Origin of the sequence: Nocardia asiatica NBRC 100129, assembly GCF_000308415.1 — a bacterium.
GTDB lineage: Bacteria > Actinomycetota > Actinomycetes > Mycobacteriales > Mycobacteriaceae > Nocardia > Nocardia asiatica.
The window spans coordinates 1-14,436 of record NZ_BAFS01000259.1; the positions used below are offsets into that span (position 1 = coordinate 1).

The following is a 14,436-nucleotide window of genomic DNA, read 5'->3' on the forward strand; positions in this document are numbered from 1 at the left end:
TGGCGGGGTTGAGCGATCTGCTCCCGCAGACCCGGCAGTTGATCGAGAACCTCGAAGTGATCGCGGAGACGACCTCGCACGCGCAGCCGGACCTCGCGACACTGACCCGCACGGGCGGTGTGCTGTTCGAACAATTGACGGCGGCGGACCAAGAAGTACGTCACTTCCTCGACGAAGGGCCCGCCCAGCTGGACACGCTCGGCGGCTTCGTGTCCCGTACCCAGGACCCCATCACCAACCTGGTGACGAACTTCGTCGCGATCACCAAGGCCGCCAAATTGCGCGCGCCGGCGATCGCGGCACTGTTCCCGGCATTGCGGGTCGGCTCGCAGGCGTTGGGAATTCCCGCCCACGACAACGCCTTCCACACGCTGGTCGACATCTGGCCGCGCCCGACGTGCGAGTACGACACCATCCCCGTGGTTCCCACGGACAAGATGGCCGACACCCGGGTCCGGCTCTACAACTACTGCGTCACCAGCGATCCGGCCCTGCAGGTGCGCGGATCGGCGAACGCGCCCCGTCCCGACGTGCCGGACAACGGAGCCACCCGGCCGCCGGGCGTCGGTGGCGACGAGCTGTCGCGTCCGGTCCCCGGCAATTAGGAGAATGCACATGAACAATGACGACGTCGATCCGAGCGCGGCGGCCGAGTCGCCCGCAACCGACGAGCAGGCCGCCGAGGCGGGGAAGGCCGACTCCGGCGCGACGAAACCGGCCAAGGTGAACCGCGCGGCGGACACCACCGCGACCGCCGAGTTCGCTGGCCTGCGGAACCGGCTGCGCCGTCTGCCGGTTGGGCGCCCCGGCCCGATCGCGGTGCGCTCGGCGGCCGCGGTGCTGGTCGGCGTCTCGGTGGCCGCGGCGGGTTACTGGTACGTCCAGAGCGACAACAGCAGGGATCTGCTGGCGGCGCAGGAGGACGCGCGCGCCGCCGCCTGCCGCTACGCGCCCATCCTGGCGAATTACGACTCCAAGCACCTGGACACCTATTTCGCGGCGGTCACCGACGGCGCCACCGGCGATTGGCGCGAACAGTTCGAGTCCACCAGCGCCGAACTGCGCGAAGTGCTCGGCCAAGGCGAAGTCACCTCGGCCACGCGCGACGTGCAATGCGCGATTCGCGCCGCTGACGAGCACTCCGCCGAAGCGATCGTGGTCATCGGCCAGACGATCACCAGTCTGGGCACCAAGGGCAAGCCCGAGCCGGGTCAGCTGTCGATGGTGATGCGCCTGGAGAAAGTCGGGGATCGCTGGCTGGTGAACAAGGTCAATTCGCCCCTGACCACGCCGCAGCGCCCCTGATCGGCAGCTGTGCGGAGGGGAGTGCGGCGCAACAGTGCCGGGAGCGAACCCGTCGAACCCGGCAGGCAGCGGGCGGTGCGACGACGCCCGCGCGACCGGAAGGCGCAGATCGCGGCGACGTCCGCGGCCGCGTTCGGGGCTCTCGGCTATCACGGCGTGAGCATGGAGGAGATCGCGACCAAGGTCGGCATCAGCTCGGCGGCGCTGTATCGCCACTATCCCAGCAAGTACGCGCTGTTCCGGGAAGAACTGCTGCGTTTGGGGCAGTTGACCGTCGAGGCCGCGACGCTTCCGGCGCAGGCCGGAAGCTGGAGCGCCGCCGCTCGATTGCGGCACGTCATCGACGCGCTGGTCGCTGCGGCCCTCGCCAACCGCCCGACCGTCACCCTGGCGCGCTGGGAGGGCCGCTATCTGGACGAGGAGGACGGCAAGACGCTCACCGGTCAGTTCGCCGCCTCGCTCGCCGCGCTGGGACAGCTGATCGGCGCCGTGCGCCCGCAGTTGACCAAGCAGGACAGATTCGTCCGTGCGGTGGCGGTACTGAGCGTGGTCAGCAGCGTCGGTGACCACCACGCCGCGTTGCCGACGAAATCCCTCGCGGCGCTGCTGGCTTCCGCGTGCTGGACGGCGGTGCACGCGCAGCTGCCTGCCTTCGTCGAGCAGCCCGCCGCGCCCGCGGGGCCCGCGCCGGACGCGCCGACTCCGTTCAAGCATCAGCTGTTGCTGACGAAGGCCGTGGAACTGTTCCACGAACGGGGATATCGGAACGTCAGCGTCGAAGACATCGCGGCCGCGGCGGATCTGACCGCCGCGTCGGCGGTCTACCGCTACTACCGCAGCAAGAGCGATCTGTTGACCGCCGCCTTCCGTCGTGCGGCCGACCGGGTCGCCGGCGCCATCGGCCCCGCTATCGCGACGTCGGCCTCCCCGAGCGAGGCGCTGACCGAATTGATCGCCCTCTACGTAGCTGGGTCCTTCGCCGAGCGGGAACTGACATTCGTGTACTACACGGAGTTCTCGCACATCCCCGCCGAAGATCGTGTCGTACTGCGCAATATCCAGCGTCTCTCGGTGGCCGAGTGGGTGCGACTGCTGGTCGCCGTGCGACCCGAGCTCTCCGAAGCGCAGGCGCGCATTCTCGTGCACGCCGCGTTCGGCTTGGTCGTCGACCTCGGCAGAGCGCTGGAGGGCGGTCGGCGCGGCTGTCCGCGGGATGTGGTGATCCGCCTGATGGAGGTCGCCTTGTTCGAGACGGCCGCCCAGCCGCCCGTCGTCCGGAAGTAAGCGCCCTGGACCGCGTGCGGCCCAGGAACAGTCACATACATAGACGCTGATCGTCTGATGAATTACCACGATATAGGCGTTTCATCGGCCCGACAGCTCTATGCAGAATAAAGAATTGTCACTAACATATGGTCAGGTGACCATCCTGGTCATCGAACGCAGGAGAGTCCGACGCGCGCCGGGTCACCGCGAACGGACAGCGGGGGCAGCAGCGGGACGTCACCGTGATCGGCGGCGTCCGGTCGGCGTCGACGCGACTGATTCACCTGCTCGCGCGGCGTGTGAACGCAGATGGAAGGAAATCCCGATGACCGCAGTCGCTCATCAACCCGATCGCGGCCACAATGTGCCGCTCACCAAGGATCGCACCCGGATCGGCATCAGCGTGACGCATCGGCCGTTCACCAAGCGGCCCCTCGAGCTCACCGACGCGCTGGACTTCTGGTCCTTCGCCGGCGCTGCGGCCAACGTCGTCATGCAGATGGCTCGGCCGGGTGTGGGTTACGGCGTGGCAGAGAGCAAGGTGGAATCGGGATCGCTGATGAAGCATCCGTGGAAACGGGCGCGCACCACGACGCAATATCTCGCGGTCGCCATCCTCGGCACCGACGAAGAACGCGCGGCGTACCGGGAAGCGGTGAATGTCGCGCACCGGCAGGTGCATTCGGCGCCGGGAGCGCCGGTGAAATACAACGCCTTCGACCGCAACCTGCAATTGTGGGTCGCGGCCTGCCTGTACATCGGCTTCGAGGACACGTACCAGCTGTTGCACGGCAGGATGAACGACGAGCAGGCCGAAGCGTTCTACGCCTCGTCCTCCACCCTCGGCACCACTCTGCAGGTCACCGAGGACATGTGGCCCGCCACCCGGGCGGAGTTCGACGAATACTGGAACTCCGCGTGCGAACAGGTCGTGCTCGACGACTACGTGCGCGACTACCTCGGCAACCTGCTCGAGCTGCGCATGATCCACTGGTATCTGCGGCTGCCCTTCCGGAACTTGCTGAAGTTTCTCACCATCGGGTTCCTGGCGCCCCTGTTCCGCGAACAACTCCGGGTCGAGTGGACAGCTGCCGACCAGCGGCGCTTCGAGAATCTGTTCGTGTTCGTCTCCTTCGTCAATCGCTTCATTCCCCGCTTCGTGCGCCATGGAGGATCGCACGGGCTGATGGTCGATCTGCGTCGCCGGATCCGCAAGCAGAAGAATCTGATCTAGGCGACGTCGCGAGCCTCGCGGGCGTCGGCGATCGGGAGTCGCCGACGTCCCGCGAGGCTCGGGTCCGCTGCCTTCGTGACGTTTGGAATCGCGGATAACATATGTGCGGTCGCCGAGGCTAACCGCCGCTTTCCTCCAAGTGGCGGCGCAGCAGCTTGCCGGTGGCGTTGCGCGGCAGTTCGTCGACGAAGACGACGTCGCGCGGCACCTTGTGGCGGGCGAGGTTCGCTCTGACGTAGTCCTTGATCTCCTGCGGGTCGCGCTCGGCGTCTTCGGCGGGCACGACGAACGCCCGCAGCCGTTTCCCGAAGTCGCGGTCATCGACGCCCACCACCGCGGCTTCGAGGATGTCGGGGCGGTCGACCAGAAGGTTCTCCACCTCCAGCGGATAGACGTTCTCGCCGCCGGAGATGATCATGTCGTCGTCGCGTCCGTCGATGAACAATCGTCCGTCGGCGTCGAAATGGCCCACGTCGCCGCTGGACAACAGTCCGTCGACCATCTCCTTGTTCCCGCCGTCGGTGTAGCCGGAGAAGCTCAGGCCGCTGGAGACGAAGATGGTGCCGACCTCGCCGGGAGTGGTGATCCTGTTGCGTTGCGCGTCGTAGATCGCGACACGACAGCCCACGGGAGGCCTGCCGACCGTCCCCGGAGCGATACGCATGTCCTGCGGGGTGGCTACGGCCGCCACGGCGACCTCGGTGGAGGCGTAGAGGTTGTAGAGCACGTCACCGAAGGCATCGGCGGTGCGCCTGCTGAGATCCGGCGAGACCGGCGAGCCCGCGGTGAAGATCACTTTCAGCGATGTCGTGTCGTACTGCGCCAGCGCGTCGGGGCCGAGGTCGAGGATGCGCTGCAGCATCGTCGGCACGACGACCAGCGTCGCCGCGCGGTGCCGGGCGACGTTCGCGAGAGTGCGGCGGGGGTCGAACTTGCGCTGCTGGAAGACTACTGTGTTGCCCAGCGCCCAGCCGAGCGTGAACTGCGACAGCCCGGTGCCGTGGAAGATGGGCGCCGCCATCACGACGGTGTCGTCGCGCGGCATCGGCACGCGGTGCAGGAACTGCGCCGATTGCAGCGGCGAGACCTTGTCCCGCGGCGCGCCTTTCGGGGTGCCGGTGGTGCCGCTGGTCAGGATGACGATGCCGCCGGGGCGGTCCGGCGCGGGCAGTGCGGCGGTCGAATTGGCCGCGATGAGCGACTCCGTCGTCGGTGTGTCCGCATCGACGGCATGGTTGTCGTCCACCCAGGTCAGGATCCGCGGTACCGTCGCCGGAATCGCGTCGAGGAGTTCGATGAACTCGCTGTCGAGAAGTATCGCGCCGACCTTCTCCCGCTCGGCGACCGCGGCGAACTGCGGCTTGGCGAACCCGGTGTTCATCAGCACCAGCCGGGCGCCCAGCTTCCCGGCTGCCAGCAGCGCCAGCGCCATTCCGCGATGGTCGCGGCACAGCGCGGCGAGCACGGTCCCGGGCCCGATTCCGGCGGCGGCGAGCCCGCGGGTCATGGCGTTGGACTGCTCGTCGAGTTGAGCGAAGGTGAGCGAGCCGCGTTCGTCGACGATCGCGGGCGCGTCCCCGTGGCGGCGTGTGGCATGTGCCAGCGTGGTGACGAACGGGCCGTACACGGAGGCCTCGCGCATCACCCGGAGCGTCTCACCGGGGCGCGCCGGATCGAACATCCCGCGCCTGGCCAGTACGACGGCCGCCGACACCAGATCGGTCACCGACCTGACCGCGGCGACCGGCGATCGCAACGTCGTCATCGAGCACCTCCACTAGAGCCGATCGGCGAGCGCGGCACCGCCCGCCGGCACGTCGCAGCCTATCGCATGGGAAGAATCATCGTTCACATATTCGCCCGGCCGGAGCCGGTGGAGCAGGTGGTTCGGGCTTGCCGACGGTGCCCGCCGATGAGAGAATGGGGTGTAATTTATCTCAATCTTTCGCTGGAGTGCGGCATGTCTCGTCCTGAACCGTCGGCGCCGCTGCCGACCACATCCGAGGTGGACCCCGGCCGCCGACGCCGGTACATGGCGGGCCCCGCGGCGATGCTGGGCGGCCCGGCCAATGTGATCATGCAGCTGAGTTTGCCTCCGGTCGGCCGCGGCGTGGTCGAGAGCACGGTCGACAGCGGCCGATTCACCCTGCATCCGCGCAAACGCGGCCGCACGACCCTGACCTACCTGGCGGTGGCGATGCTGGGCACCGAGGACGACCGCGCCGCGTATCGGGCGGCGGTCAACACCTCGCACCGGCAGGTGCGATCCGCCCCCGACAGCCCGGTGAAGTACAACGCCTTCGATCCGGAACTGCAATTGTGGGTCACCGCCTGCCTCTACCGCGGCACCATCGATTCGCTCACCTTCCTGTACGGCCGGATGGACGACGATCTGGCCGACGAGCTGTACCGCGAGGCCAGTCGATTCGGGACGACATTGCAGATGCGGCCGGAGCAGTGGCCGCGCGACCGGGCGGCATTCGCCGAATACTGGGACTCGAAGCTGGCCGACCTGTCGCTGGACGACGAAGTGCGGGCTTATCTGCTCGACCAGGTGGTGGACCTGGGGCCGTATCGGCGAGTCGAGCGGGTGCTGTTCCGCCGGGTGAACCGGTTCTTCACCACCGGCTTTCTCCCGGAATGGTTCCGTGCGGAGCTGGGGCTGCGGTGGAGCCCGCGCCGCCAGCGCGTGTTCGAGCTGACGATGCGGTCGATCGGGCTGGTCTTGCGCGTGCTGCCGGAACGCTGGCGCTTGTATCCGTTCGAAACCTATCTTCACGACATGCGCAAGCGGCGCGAACTCGGGAAAACGCTGGTGTGAGAGCCGACTTCAGTGCAGCGGCCGGCACGCGCGGTCCGGACGTGCCGGCCACGGCGCGCGTGCCGGGGGCGTTGCTGCGGAAGTATCTCGGCGACCGCCGTTTCGCGTTGGCGCTGCCCAGGGCGGTAGCTCTGCAGATCTTGCACCCTGCGATCGCGACGGCGCTCACCGAGCACGTGCCCTATCGGCTGTGGCTGCACAAGCGGCGCACCGTCAACGCGATGGTGCAGATCGCGTACTCCGACCGCGACCTGCGATCGCATGATCCATGCCGGACACGCCCACGTGCAAGGCGTCGACGATTCCGGCGCCCGCTATCACGCGCTTCGGCCGGATGTGTTCTTCTTTCAACACGTGACTTACGTCGACACGCTGTTCTTCGCGATAGATACCTTCGTTCGCCCGCTCACGCCCGCCGAAAGCCTGCGACTCTACGACGAATGTGTCGACTGGTACGGCAGATACGGAATCTCCACTCGGTATATGCCGCGAACGCTGCCGGAATTCCGCGACTACTTCGACGAGATGTGCCACACGGCTCTACGCGTGAGTCCGGCCGCGCTGAGCCTGGCGCCGCAGGTGTTGCGCCCGGACGCGTGGATACCAGGGGTCTTGCCGAACCGCGTCGTGCGTGCGATTCGGCACCCCGCGGGCGCGCGACCTGCTGGGTGTGCCGCAACACCGGGCGAACCGGCACGCATTGCGGCTCTACGCCGTGGCGCTCGCGGCGGTGGCCGGGGTGGCGCCGCGGCGGGCGAAGTACCTCCACACCGCGCGCACGGCCGAGTAAGCCGCGAGTGAGTCTGCACGAATTAGTTCGTCGCCCCGGCCGAACGTTTCCTGCGCGCCCGTGGTGCGCGGATAGCGACCGGCGCGCAGGTGGTCGACGTGGAACTGGCCGGTGACCGGCTGACGGGCCTCCGGTTGGCCGACGGCAGCCGGATCGACGTTGACGCGGCGATATTGACGCTGCCGCCGTGGTCGTTGACCACACTTCTGGACCGCGGCGTGCTCGGTGCTCACGAATTCTTCGATCCCGCGCGCAAGATCGAGCCCGCGCCGATCTCCAGCGTCTACGTCTGGCTCGACCGCCCGCTGCGCATGATCCGCCTGGCCGAGAATCTTCGCGACACCACCATCGAGCGGGTGTTCGACACCAGCGGCATGCACGACGGCGACCATCGCAACGGGTACTGCTGCTCGCTCGCGGTGAGCGCGTCCTGGGATGTCGTCCATCTGCCCGGCAGCGAATTCGTCGGCCGGGCGCTGGAATCCCTGCACCAGCACTATCCGGAAGCGCGATCCGCGCAAGTCCTGCGGACCGAAGTGATCCATCAGCCACAGGCCACGTTCTCGGCCTCCCCAGGATTCGAGTCGTTGCGACTGAGCCAGACGACACCCGTCCCCGGGCTCTTCCTCGCCGGTGACTGGACCCGGACCGATCTGCCGTCCACCATGGAGTCCGCCGCGGAGAGCGCCCGCCGTGCCGTCGCCGCGGTCGAGGGCTACCTGGCATGAGCGCACCGGTCCGGGCACACGGCCGTGCCGGGCGAAAGCGCGGGCGGACTGAAACCTGTTGCGGCAGCGCATCGCACGCGCCGAACGCCGATCTAGCCGCCCGAGACGCCGCCCGTATCGCGTGCCGACCTGCGGAACAGCCCGAGATATGAACTTCGAGGCCGCTGGGCGCTACAGTACGGCCGTGACAGAGCACCGATCGCCCTTCGGCGGGGATCGCTCGCAGGACCTCGGAGTGTCTCCTTCGCTGGACCTCCGTTCCGCCGACTGGTCGAGTTCCGATGAGACCCTTGCCCGGTTGTTCCAACGTGTCGAAACGTATGCCATAGAGGCACGCGATTGGTACGCGCGGGACAAACAGATCAAGCGGCGGGCCAGCCTAGCCCTCACAGCGGCCGTGATCGGGCTCGGCTTGGTCGGAATCCTGGTGCCGCTGTTGACCACTGCCGGAGTCGACGCCGTCAACCCGAGCTGGGGCTACGCGCTGCTGGCCTGCGCCGCCGCCTGCGCGGCCTTCGATCGATTCTTCGGCATCTCGACGGCGTGGACGCGTGACCTCCGCAACGCGCAGTCGATCAACGCGATGCTGTGCGACTTCCAACTCGAATGGGCTTCGGTCTCGCGAGCTCCCGCCAATTCCAACGGGGAGATAGACCGGCGCATGGGACTGCTCCGAGAGTTCTCCCACCGGGTCAACGAGGTCATCGCGCGCGAGGCGGACTCCTGAACGACGCAGGTGGCGGATAACGGCCCCGCGGTCGGCGACGGTCGCGCACCGTCGTGGCGGGGCCGGGCGGTCATCCGTCTCGGCGATACCCGCGCTACACCGGTGCCTTCTGCCGCGCCGGTGATGCCGATCGGGGTCGGTAGGCGAGGCAGGCGGCCGATGCCCCGTCCGCGGCCAGGAAGATCACCGTTCGCGCGGTGTCGAGCCGACCCGTATCCGATGCGTGCAGATAGGCGTGGACGGGGGCCGCGGTGTAGGGGTCTCCGATCGAGGGGGCGAAACCGGCGATCGCGGCCGACGGGATGGCGAGAACGTCGGCCAAGCGGCTCCGGAACCCGACATCCCGTACCGGAGCCAGCAGCACCGCGCTGCCCTCGGCGAAATCACCGCTGTCGAGTCCTTCGGCGTCCAGGCAGGAGCGCACGGCCGCGGTGGCCAGAGCGACAGGGTCCTCCGCGCCCGCGCGAACGCACATGGCGTTGCGGCCGTCGGCGCCGGCGGCGCCCAAGTCCACCCAGGCAGTCGGGTCGACGGCCCCGGTGGTTTCGCGGGCGTGCAGCCGGCCGAATCCTCCTGCGCTGGGCGTAGTTCCGAGCAACAGTGCGGCGCCACTCGCGCTGTAGGGGAAATCGGCGACGTCGCGCCGGGCGGATGGGTGAGTGTCGCCCGCGACCAGCAACGCGTACCGCACGGTACCGGTGGCCAGGAACGAGTCGGCGGTCACAAGGGCATGCAGCAGCCCGGTGGCCCCGTGCATCAGGTCGAAGGAGAAGGCGGGAGCACCCTGTGCGTCGTACGCCAGTCCGAGACCGATCCGTTTCTGGATGAGCGCCGACACCGCGGGCTCGGAGACGTTGTCGTCCCGGAAGACGCCGGCGTTGACCAGCACGCCGATCTGGTCGAGGCCGACGCCGGAGCGCTCCACGCAGGTCAGCGCCGCGCGGGCGGCCAGTTCGAAGTAGCTGCCGGTGTCCGGGTCGGAGTTCGTCGCGGCCGCGACGATCGTCGTCGCCATCCTCAGGCCGCCAATCGCGAGATGGTCGCGGCCAGATATCCGGAAACGATCCCCGACGCCGCCGGAATCATCAGTATCTTCGACCCTTTCGGAATACTCCGCTGCGCCAGATGTTCGCGCAGCACCAGGAAGTGCGAGGTCGAGGCCGTATTGCCGAACTCGTGCAGCACGTTGAGCGCCTGCGGCATCGGCGTGCCGAAGTGGCGTTCGGTCAGGTCCGAGATGAATTCGATGGCCGGGGCGCTGAACTGGTGATGGATCCAGTAGTCGTATTTCTCACTCTCCCAGCGGCGTCCGGTCTCGGCGAGGAAGTCGGCCATGCGGTCGATGGCCTGCTGGTAACGGGCCTCGTTCTGCATCGCGCGGTTGTCGGTGTACATCGCGATACCGCCGGTGCGGTCACTGGGCATGCCGATGCAGTGCTCGGCGCCCTCGGCCGCGGTCATGAGTTCGACGTAGTGGATCTCGTCGTGGTCGTCACCGCGGCCGTCGAGCACGACCGCGACTGCCGCGTCGCCGACCGTCAACGCCGCGAACTGCGGGTCGTAGGGTTCGCTGATCTCGCGGACCGCGGTCTCGGCGATCGGGGTGATCTGCTCTCCGCTGACCACCAGGCCGTTGCGCACCACACCGGCCTTGATCATGCGGTCGAGCACCAGCACCCCGGTCATCATCCCGGCGCAGGCGTTCGAGACGTCGAAGTGGCGAGCGGCCTTCGCGCCGATCGCCCGGCCCAGCATGAGCGCGAAAGACGGTGCGTAACAGAAGATACCCGGGCCGCGAGTGCGCGTGATGGAGGCCGAGATGACGATGTCCAGCTCGTCGGCCCGGTAGTCGGAATGCCGCAGGCAGTCCTCGATCGCGCGCGAAGCCAGCTCGAAGGACGATTCGTACCGGTCCGGATCCGAGTCGTAGACCCGCCGATTCCTGATTCCGGTGATGCGCTCCAGATCCAGCGACCTCGGCACGGCCAGGTCGGCGAGCAGATCCTCGGTGGAGCGGACGGTCGTGGGTGTGTACGAGCCGATCGACTCGAAACGCGTACGAAGCATGGTCCCCTGCTTTCTGCTTCAGTCGGCGAAGGTCGTGTTGGGCTCGGCGACGACGCTGTCGCCGAGCGCGGGCCCGCTGCGCCTATCCGGTCAGACCGACCAGGGCCGCGCTGACCTCGCACAGCTGCTGTCCGAGCGCGTCGTCCTGCGCCGGACGCGACGGAGTCTTGACCCGGTTGTTCTGGAAATAGCAGCCACTGACCGTGGCGACGTCGGGGTCGGTGGCCAGGTAGGTGAGCGCCCGGCCACCCTCCGCCGCGGAGATCATGAACACTCGTTTGGCGAGCGCTGCGAAGGGCCGCCCGAACCACGGCATCGAATCCCAGATGCCGGTCGCCACCGCACCGGGATGGAAGGCATTGACCGTCACTCCGGTCCCCTCGAGGCGCCGCGCCAGCGCCCGGGCGTAGAGGACGTTCGCCAATTTGGAGCGGCTGTAGGCCTTCTCGCCCGAATAGCCGTGCCGGAAGCCCAGATCCGTGAAATCCATGGTGGCCCCGAACTGCATGACCGAGGAGGTGAACACGATGCGTGACGGGGCGCTGTGCACCATCAGATCGACGAGCAGCTCGGTGAGCAGGAATCCGCCGAGATGGTTGACCGCGAACGTCGCCTCGATGCCGTCCTCGGTCTCGGTTCGGGTCTTGTAGTAGCCACCGGCGTTGTTGGCCAGCACATCCAGGCGGTCATAGGCGGCCAGCACCTCCTTCGCCAGCTGTCGCACAGACGACTGCGAGGCGAGATCGCACTCCAGCGTGTCGACGCTCGCCGCCCCCGCCGAACGGACTCGCTGCGCCGCGTCGGTGAGCTTCTGCGGATTTCGTCCGGTCAGGACGAGCCGATGCCCCTGCGCCGCCAGCTGCTGGGCCGATTCGAGACCGATACCCGAGGTCGCGCCCGTGATCAGGATTGTCTGCACAGCCGACCACCCTGCCACAGAAGTTTCCTCGTAGATTGCTGACACGACCACAGGTGTGGAATTTTCGCCGCTCGCCGGGGCCGCGGGCCGTCGCTTAGCGGTGCGCGGCGCGATGGGCGCTGCTCTGGGACGCCACGATGCGAACCAGATCGCCCAGCGCGATCTCCACGTCGGTGAGGTGCAGTCCCCAGCTCGGGTCCGGGACGGGGAACAGTTCGGGGCTGCCCGGTTCCGGGGTCGCCAGCAGTGCTGTCGCGTCATCGCCGCGCACGCACCGGAGCCGGTACTTTTCGGCGGGGACCAGCCACGGAGTGGGTGCGGCGACGGCGGATGGCCCGCGCAGGAGCGCGATTTCGACGCCGAGCGGGCTGGGCACCGGGCTGGTGCGCAGTACGGTCGCCGCGGTGCGCGGTGCGTTCTCGCTCAGCGATGCCGGGTTGGTGCAGGCGATCTCGTAGTCCGGGCCGTACGGTCGCGGCAGCGGCTCGGGGGTCATCGGGTTGCGGCCGAATCGGCTGTCCGGCGGCGGGGTCACGCCGAAGGTTTGCCAGGCGAGCACGCACCCCGTCTGCCGCTCACTGCGGCACAGCGGCAGATAGCGGAAGTCGCCGCCGACGTCACCGTGCTTCGGCACCACCACATTGCCGCCGAGCAGGATCGCCGACAGGATCCGGTCGCGCACCGCCTGCCGCGGTTCGATCTCCTCTCGGATCAGTTGGCGCAGCATGCGCGCACCCTGCGAATGCCCGATCAGCACGACCGGCCTTCCGCTCGCCCGCTCCGCGAGGAACTGCCGCCATGCCCGCAGGACGTCCTCGTATGCGATCCGCGCCATCTCGGCGCGCTGCTCGGGGGAGTAGGCCCGCTCCGCCGCGAGCGCGCTGATGGTCCGCTGCCGGTACACCGGCGCGAACACCTGACAGACCTGCGAGAACCGAGCCGCCTGCTGCTCGGCGACCGCGCGCACCTCCGGCGTCACCGCGGTGTCGGAGTTGGGCGTGGGCTCCAATGACACCGTCGGGTAGACGTAGAAGCAATCCACCTCGGAATCCGCGGCGGGCGCGGCTTCCTCGCGCACATCGGGTTGCCCCGCTTGCCGCACTGTCGTAGCCGAACTGCCTCGGCACGGATCATCCGCTCGGTCCGGCCTGCACAGCCAGACGACACCGGCGTCGCTCGGGTCCGCCGCCGCGCTCACCGACGACCCCGCACACAGCCCGACTCCGCATACGAGGGCCGCCGCCGCTCGCCACCACCGACTGTCCCGCATCGCGCACACCTCACTGGTTTCGCACCGGCCTGCGGTGCGGACCTCGCCGCACCGCGAACGGCCGTCCGGGCAGCTTCGAGGCGTCAGCCTAGCGATGTAGGTCAGCGCGCGCCGAGCGTATCGAGAATCATCGGACGCGCGGTAGCGAGCGCTTGCTGCCAGTAGGGCCAGGTGTGCGTTCCGTCGACGATGTCGACGCGGGCGGTGATGCCCAGCGCCGCGACGCGGTCACGGAACATCTGCGCGGCAGCGGTCGTCATCGACTCGAGCCCCATCGCGTTGATCGTGTTCCCGACTCCGTACGGCGCATCGAGCGGACCGGGCAGACCATTGCCGGTCGAGACGTAGATCGGCAGTCCGCGCAGCAGTTCCGCCTGAACGGTGGCGTCGTTGCGGGTCCAGGCAGGGTCCCCGGCCGGGCCCCACATGTCGTCGACGTTGAAGTTGCCCTCGTCGCGCATGGCGGCGCGCATCGCTTCGTTCCAGAGCGGAAAGGTCGGGTGCAGGAATCCGGAGAAGGACCCGGCGAACTTGAACTGTTTGCGATGGTGGGCGGCCAGCGTCAGGGCGGCGTTGCCGCCCATGGAGGCCCCGACGACGGCGTTGTTGTTTCGCGAGACGCCGTACCGCTGCAGGTAGGCCGGCAGTTCCTGGGTGAGGAAGGTCTCCCACTTGTAGGTGGTCTTCTGACCGTTGGTGCTGCTCGGCCGGTACCAGTCGGTGTAGAAGCTCGAGTGGCCGCCCACCGGGAAGACCAATGTGACGTTGTCCGCGGCGAATTGACGCAGGATGTCGGTATCGGTGGTCCACTGATTGTGGTCGGCCGGCGCCCGCAGGCCGTCGAGTACGTAGAGGGCCGCGCTCCCGCCGCGTGCGGCCCACTGAACCTGCACCTTGATCGGCCCCATGCTCGACGGCACCGAAAGCTCCGTGTTGCCGCCCGCCGGTGCGCGCAATATGGGTGCGTGGATCGGCGCGGCGGTAGCCACGGCCGCACCGAGCGACGACATGAGCACAGCTGTCACCACGGCAGCGCCGGTCTTCCTGAGCCGATCAGGAACAATCCGCTGCTTTCCAGATCGCGCTGCCGTGCCCACCCGCATACCTGCTCTCTTTCCGTTCGGTCGCCGACGTATTCGGATCAGGTTGTCGCTGCGGGCAACTCGCGTCCGTCGCGCTCGCGGCCCGTCGCGCCTGGATCGGAAGATCATCCTAGGTCGCGTCGCGGCGGCCCTGCGGCGTCGTCATGGTCAGGCATGGGAACCCGCCCGGACCTTGTGCAAGATCACCGGCGTCGGACGCGCGTCGC

Annotated in this window: 13 protein-coding genes and 1 pseudogene; 8 read left to right on the forward strand and 6 right to left on the reverse strand. The window is 68.1% G+C overall.

The window, feature by feature from the left end:
* The 4 genes and pseudogenes from ON27_RS24915 to ON27_RS24930 form a co-directional block, all read left to right on the forward strand.
* Positions 1-605, forward strand: a pseudogene (locus ON27_RS24915) (mammalian cell entry protein); the annotation flags it as partial.
* Between the two features lie 10 nt (positions 606-615).
* Positions 616-1,305 (forward strand): Rv1363c family protein, encoded by a 690-nt coding sequence (locus ON27_RS24920; RefSeq protein ID WP_043732748.1) that lies wholly within the window; start codon positions 616-618, stop codon positions 1,303-1,305.
* Between the two features lie 21 nt (positions 1,306-1,326).
* Entirely contained in the window at positions 1,327-2,589 is a 1,263-nt protein-coding gene (locus ON27_RS24925) for a TetR/AcrR family transcriptional regulator (protein WP_063711373.1), read from the forward strand.
* 307 nt (positions 2,590-2,896) lie between these two features.
* The gene (locus ON27_RS24930; RefSeq protein WP_043732751.1) at positions 2,897-3,805 is read left to right on the forward strand and encodes an oxygenase MpaB family protein; all 909 of its coding nucleotides are present in this window, start codon (positions 2,897-2,899) and stop codon (positions 3,803-3,805) included.
* A 118-nt stretch (positions 3,806-3,923) separates the two neighbouring features.
* Here ON27_RS24930 and ON27_RS24935 read toward each other — a convergent pair whose 3' ends face one another.
* Positions 3,924-5,570: an acyl-CoA synthetase gene (locus ON27_RS24935; RefSeq protein ID WP_043732753.1), complete on the reverse strand. Its 1,647-nt coding sequence runs from the start codon at positions 5,568-5,570 to the stop codon at positions 3,924-3,926.
* Positions 5,571-5,765: 195 nt separating this feature from the next.
* Between ON27_RS24935 and ON27_RS24940 the strand changes: the two genes are divergently transcribed.
* From ON27_RS24940 to ON27_RS40065, 4 genes are all read left to right on the forward strand, one after another.
* Positions 5,766-6,626 (forward strand): oxygenase MpaB family protein, encoded by an 861-nt coding sequence (locus ON27_RS24940; RefSeq protein ID WP_051046977.1) that lies wholly within the window; start codon positions 5,766-5,768, stop codon positions 6,624-6,626.
* A 261-nt stretch (positions 6,627-6,887) separates the two neighbouring features.
* On the forward strand, positions 6,888-7,427 hold the full coding sequence (locus tag ON27_RS45900) for an oxygenase MpaB family protein (protein WP_373282788.1): 540 nt from the start codon (positions 6,888-6,890) through the stop codon (positions 7,425-7,427).
* A 39-nt stretch (positions 7,428-7,466) separates the two neighbouring features.
* Entirely contained in the window at positions 7,467-8,144 is a 678-nt protein-coding gene (locus ON27_RS24945; RefSeq protein ID WP_083887798.1) for an FAD-dependent oxidoreductase, read from the forward strand.
* A gap of 184 nt (positions 8,145-8,328) precedes the next feature.
* Entirely contained in the window at positions 8,329-8,871 is a 543-nt protein-coding gene (locus tag ON27_RS40065) for an SLATT domain-containing protein (protein WP_157227332.1), read from the forward strand.
* Between the two features lie 94 nt (positions 8,872-8,965).
* On the opposite strand, the gene ON27_RS24955 is transcribed toward ON27_RS40065, so the two are convergent.
* From ON27_RS24955 to ON27_RS24975, 5 genes are all read right to left on the reverse strand, one after another.
* Entirely contained in the window at positions 8,966-9,886 is a 921-nt protein-coding gene (locus ON27_RS24955) for a beta-ketoacyl-[acyl-carrier-protein] synthase family protein (protein ID WP_051046980.1), read from the reverse strand.
* Between the two features lie 2 nt (positions 9,887-9,888).
* Complete coding sequence (locus tag ON27_RS24960) at positions 9,889-10,938, reverse strand: 3-oxoacyl-ACP synthase III family protein (RefSeq protein WP_043732756.1); 1,050 nt, start codon at positions 10,936-10,938, stop codon at positions 9,889-9,891.
* Between the two features lie 82 nt (positions 10,939-11,020).
* Entirely contained in the window at positions 11,021-11,857 is an 837-nt protein-coding gene (locus tag ON27_RS24965; RefSeq protein WP_043732759.1) for an SDR family oxidoreductase, read from the reverse strand.
* Between the two features lie 94 nt (positions 11,858-11,951).
* Positions 11,952-12,959, reverse strand: a complete 1,008-nt coding sequence (locus tag ON27_RS24970; RefSeq protein WP_157227333.1) for a DUF3089 domain-containing protein — start codon at positions 12,957-12,959, stop codon at positions 11,952-11,954.
* 269 nt (positions 12,960-13,228) lie between these two features.
* Positions 13,229-14,230, reverse strand: coding sequence for an alpha/beta hydrolase (locus tag ON27_RS24975; protein ID WP_083887799.1), 1,002 nt, complete (start codon positions 14,228-14,230; stop codon positions 13,229-13,231).
* Between the last annotated feature and the right edge of the window lie 206 nt (positions 14,231-14,436).

Coding starts and splice junctions, on each gene's coding strand:
- ON27_RS24920 (WP_043732748.1), top strand. CDS start 616: ATGAACAATGACGACGTCGATCCGAGCGCGGCGGCCGAGTCGCCCGCA.
- ON27_RS24960 (WP_043732756.1), bottom strand. CDS start 10,938: ATGCTTCGTACGCGTTTCGAGTCGATCGGCTCGTACACACCCACGACC.
- ON27_RS24935 (WP_043732753.1), bottom strand. CDS start 5,570: ATGACGACGTTGCGATCGCCGGTCGCCGCGGTCAGGTCGGTGACCGAT.
- ON27_RS45900 (WP_373282788.1), top strand. CDS start 6,888: ATGATCCATGCCGGACACGCCCACGTGCAAGGCGTCGACGATTCCGGC.
- ON27_RS24930 (WP_043732751.1), top strand. CDS start 2,897: ATGACCGCAGTCGCTCATCAACCCGATCGCGGCCACAATGTGCCGCTC.
- ON27_RS24975 (WP_083887799.1), bottom strand. CDS start 14,230: ATGCGGGTGGGCACGGCAGCGCGATCTGGAAAGCAGCGGATTGTTCCT.
- ON27_RS24955 (WP_051046980.1), bottom strand. CDS start 9,886: ATGGCGACGACGATCGTCGCGGCCGCGACGAACTCCGACCCGGACACC.
- ON27_RS24940 (WP_051046977.1), top strand. CDS start 5,766: ATGTCTCGTCCTGAACCGTCGGCGCCGCTGCCGACCACATCCGAGGTG.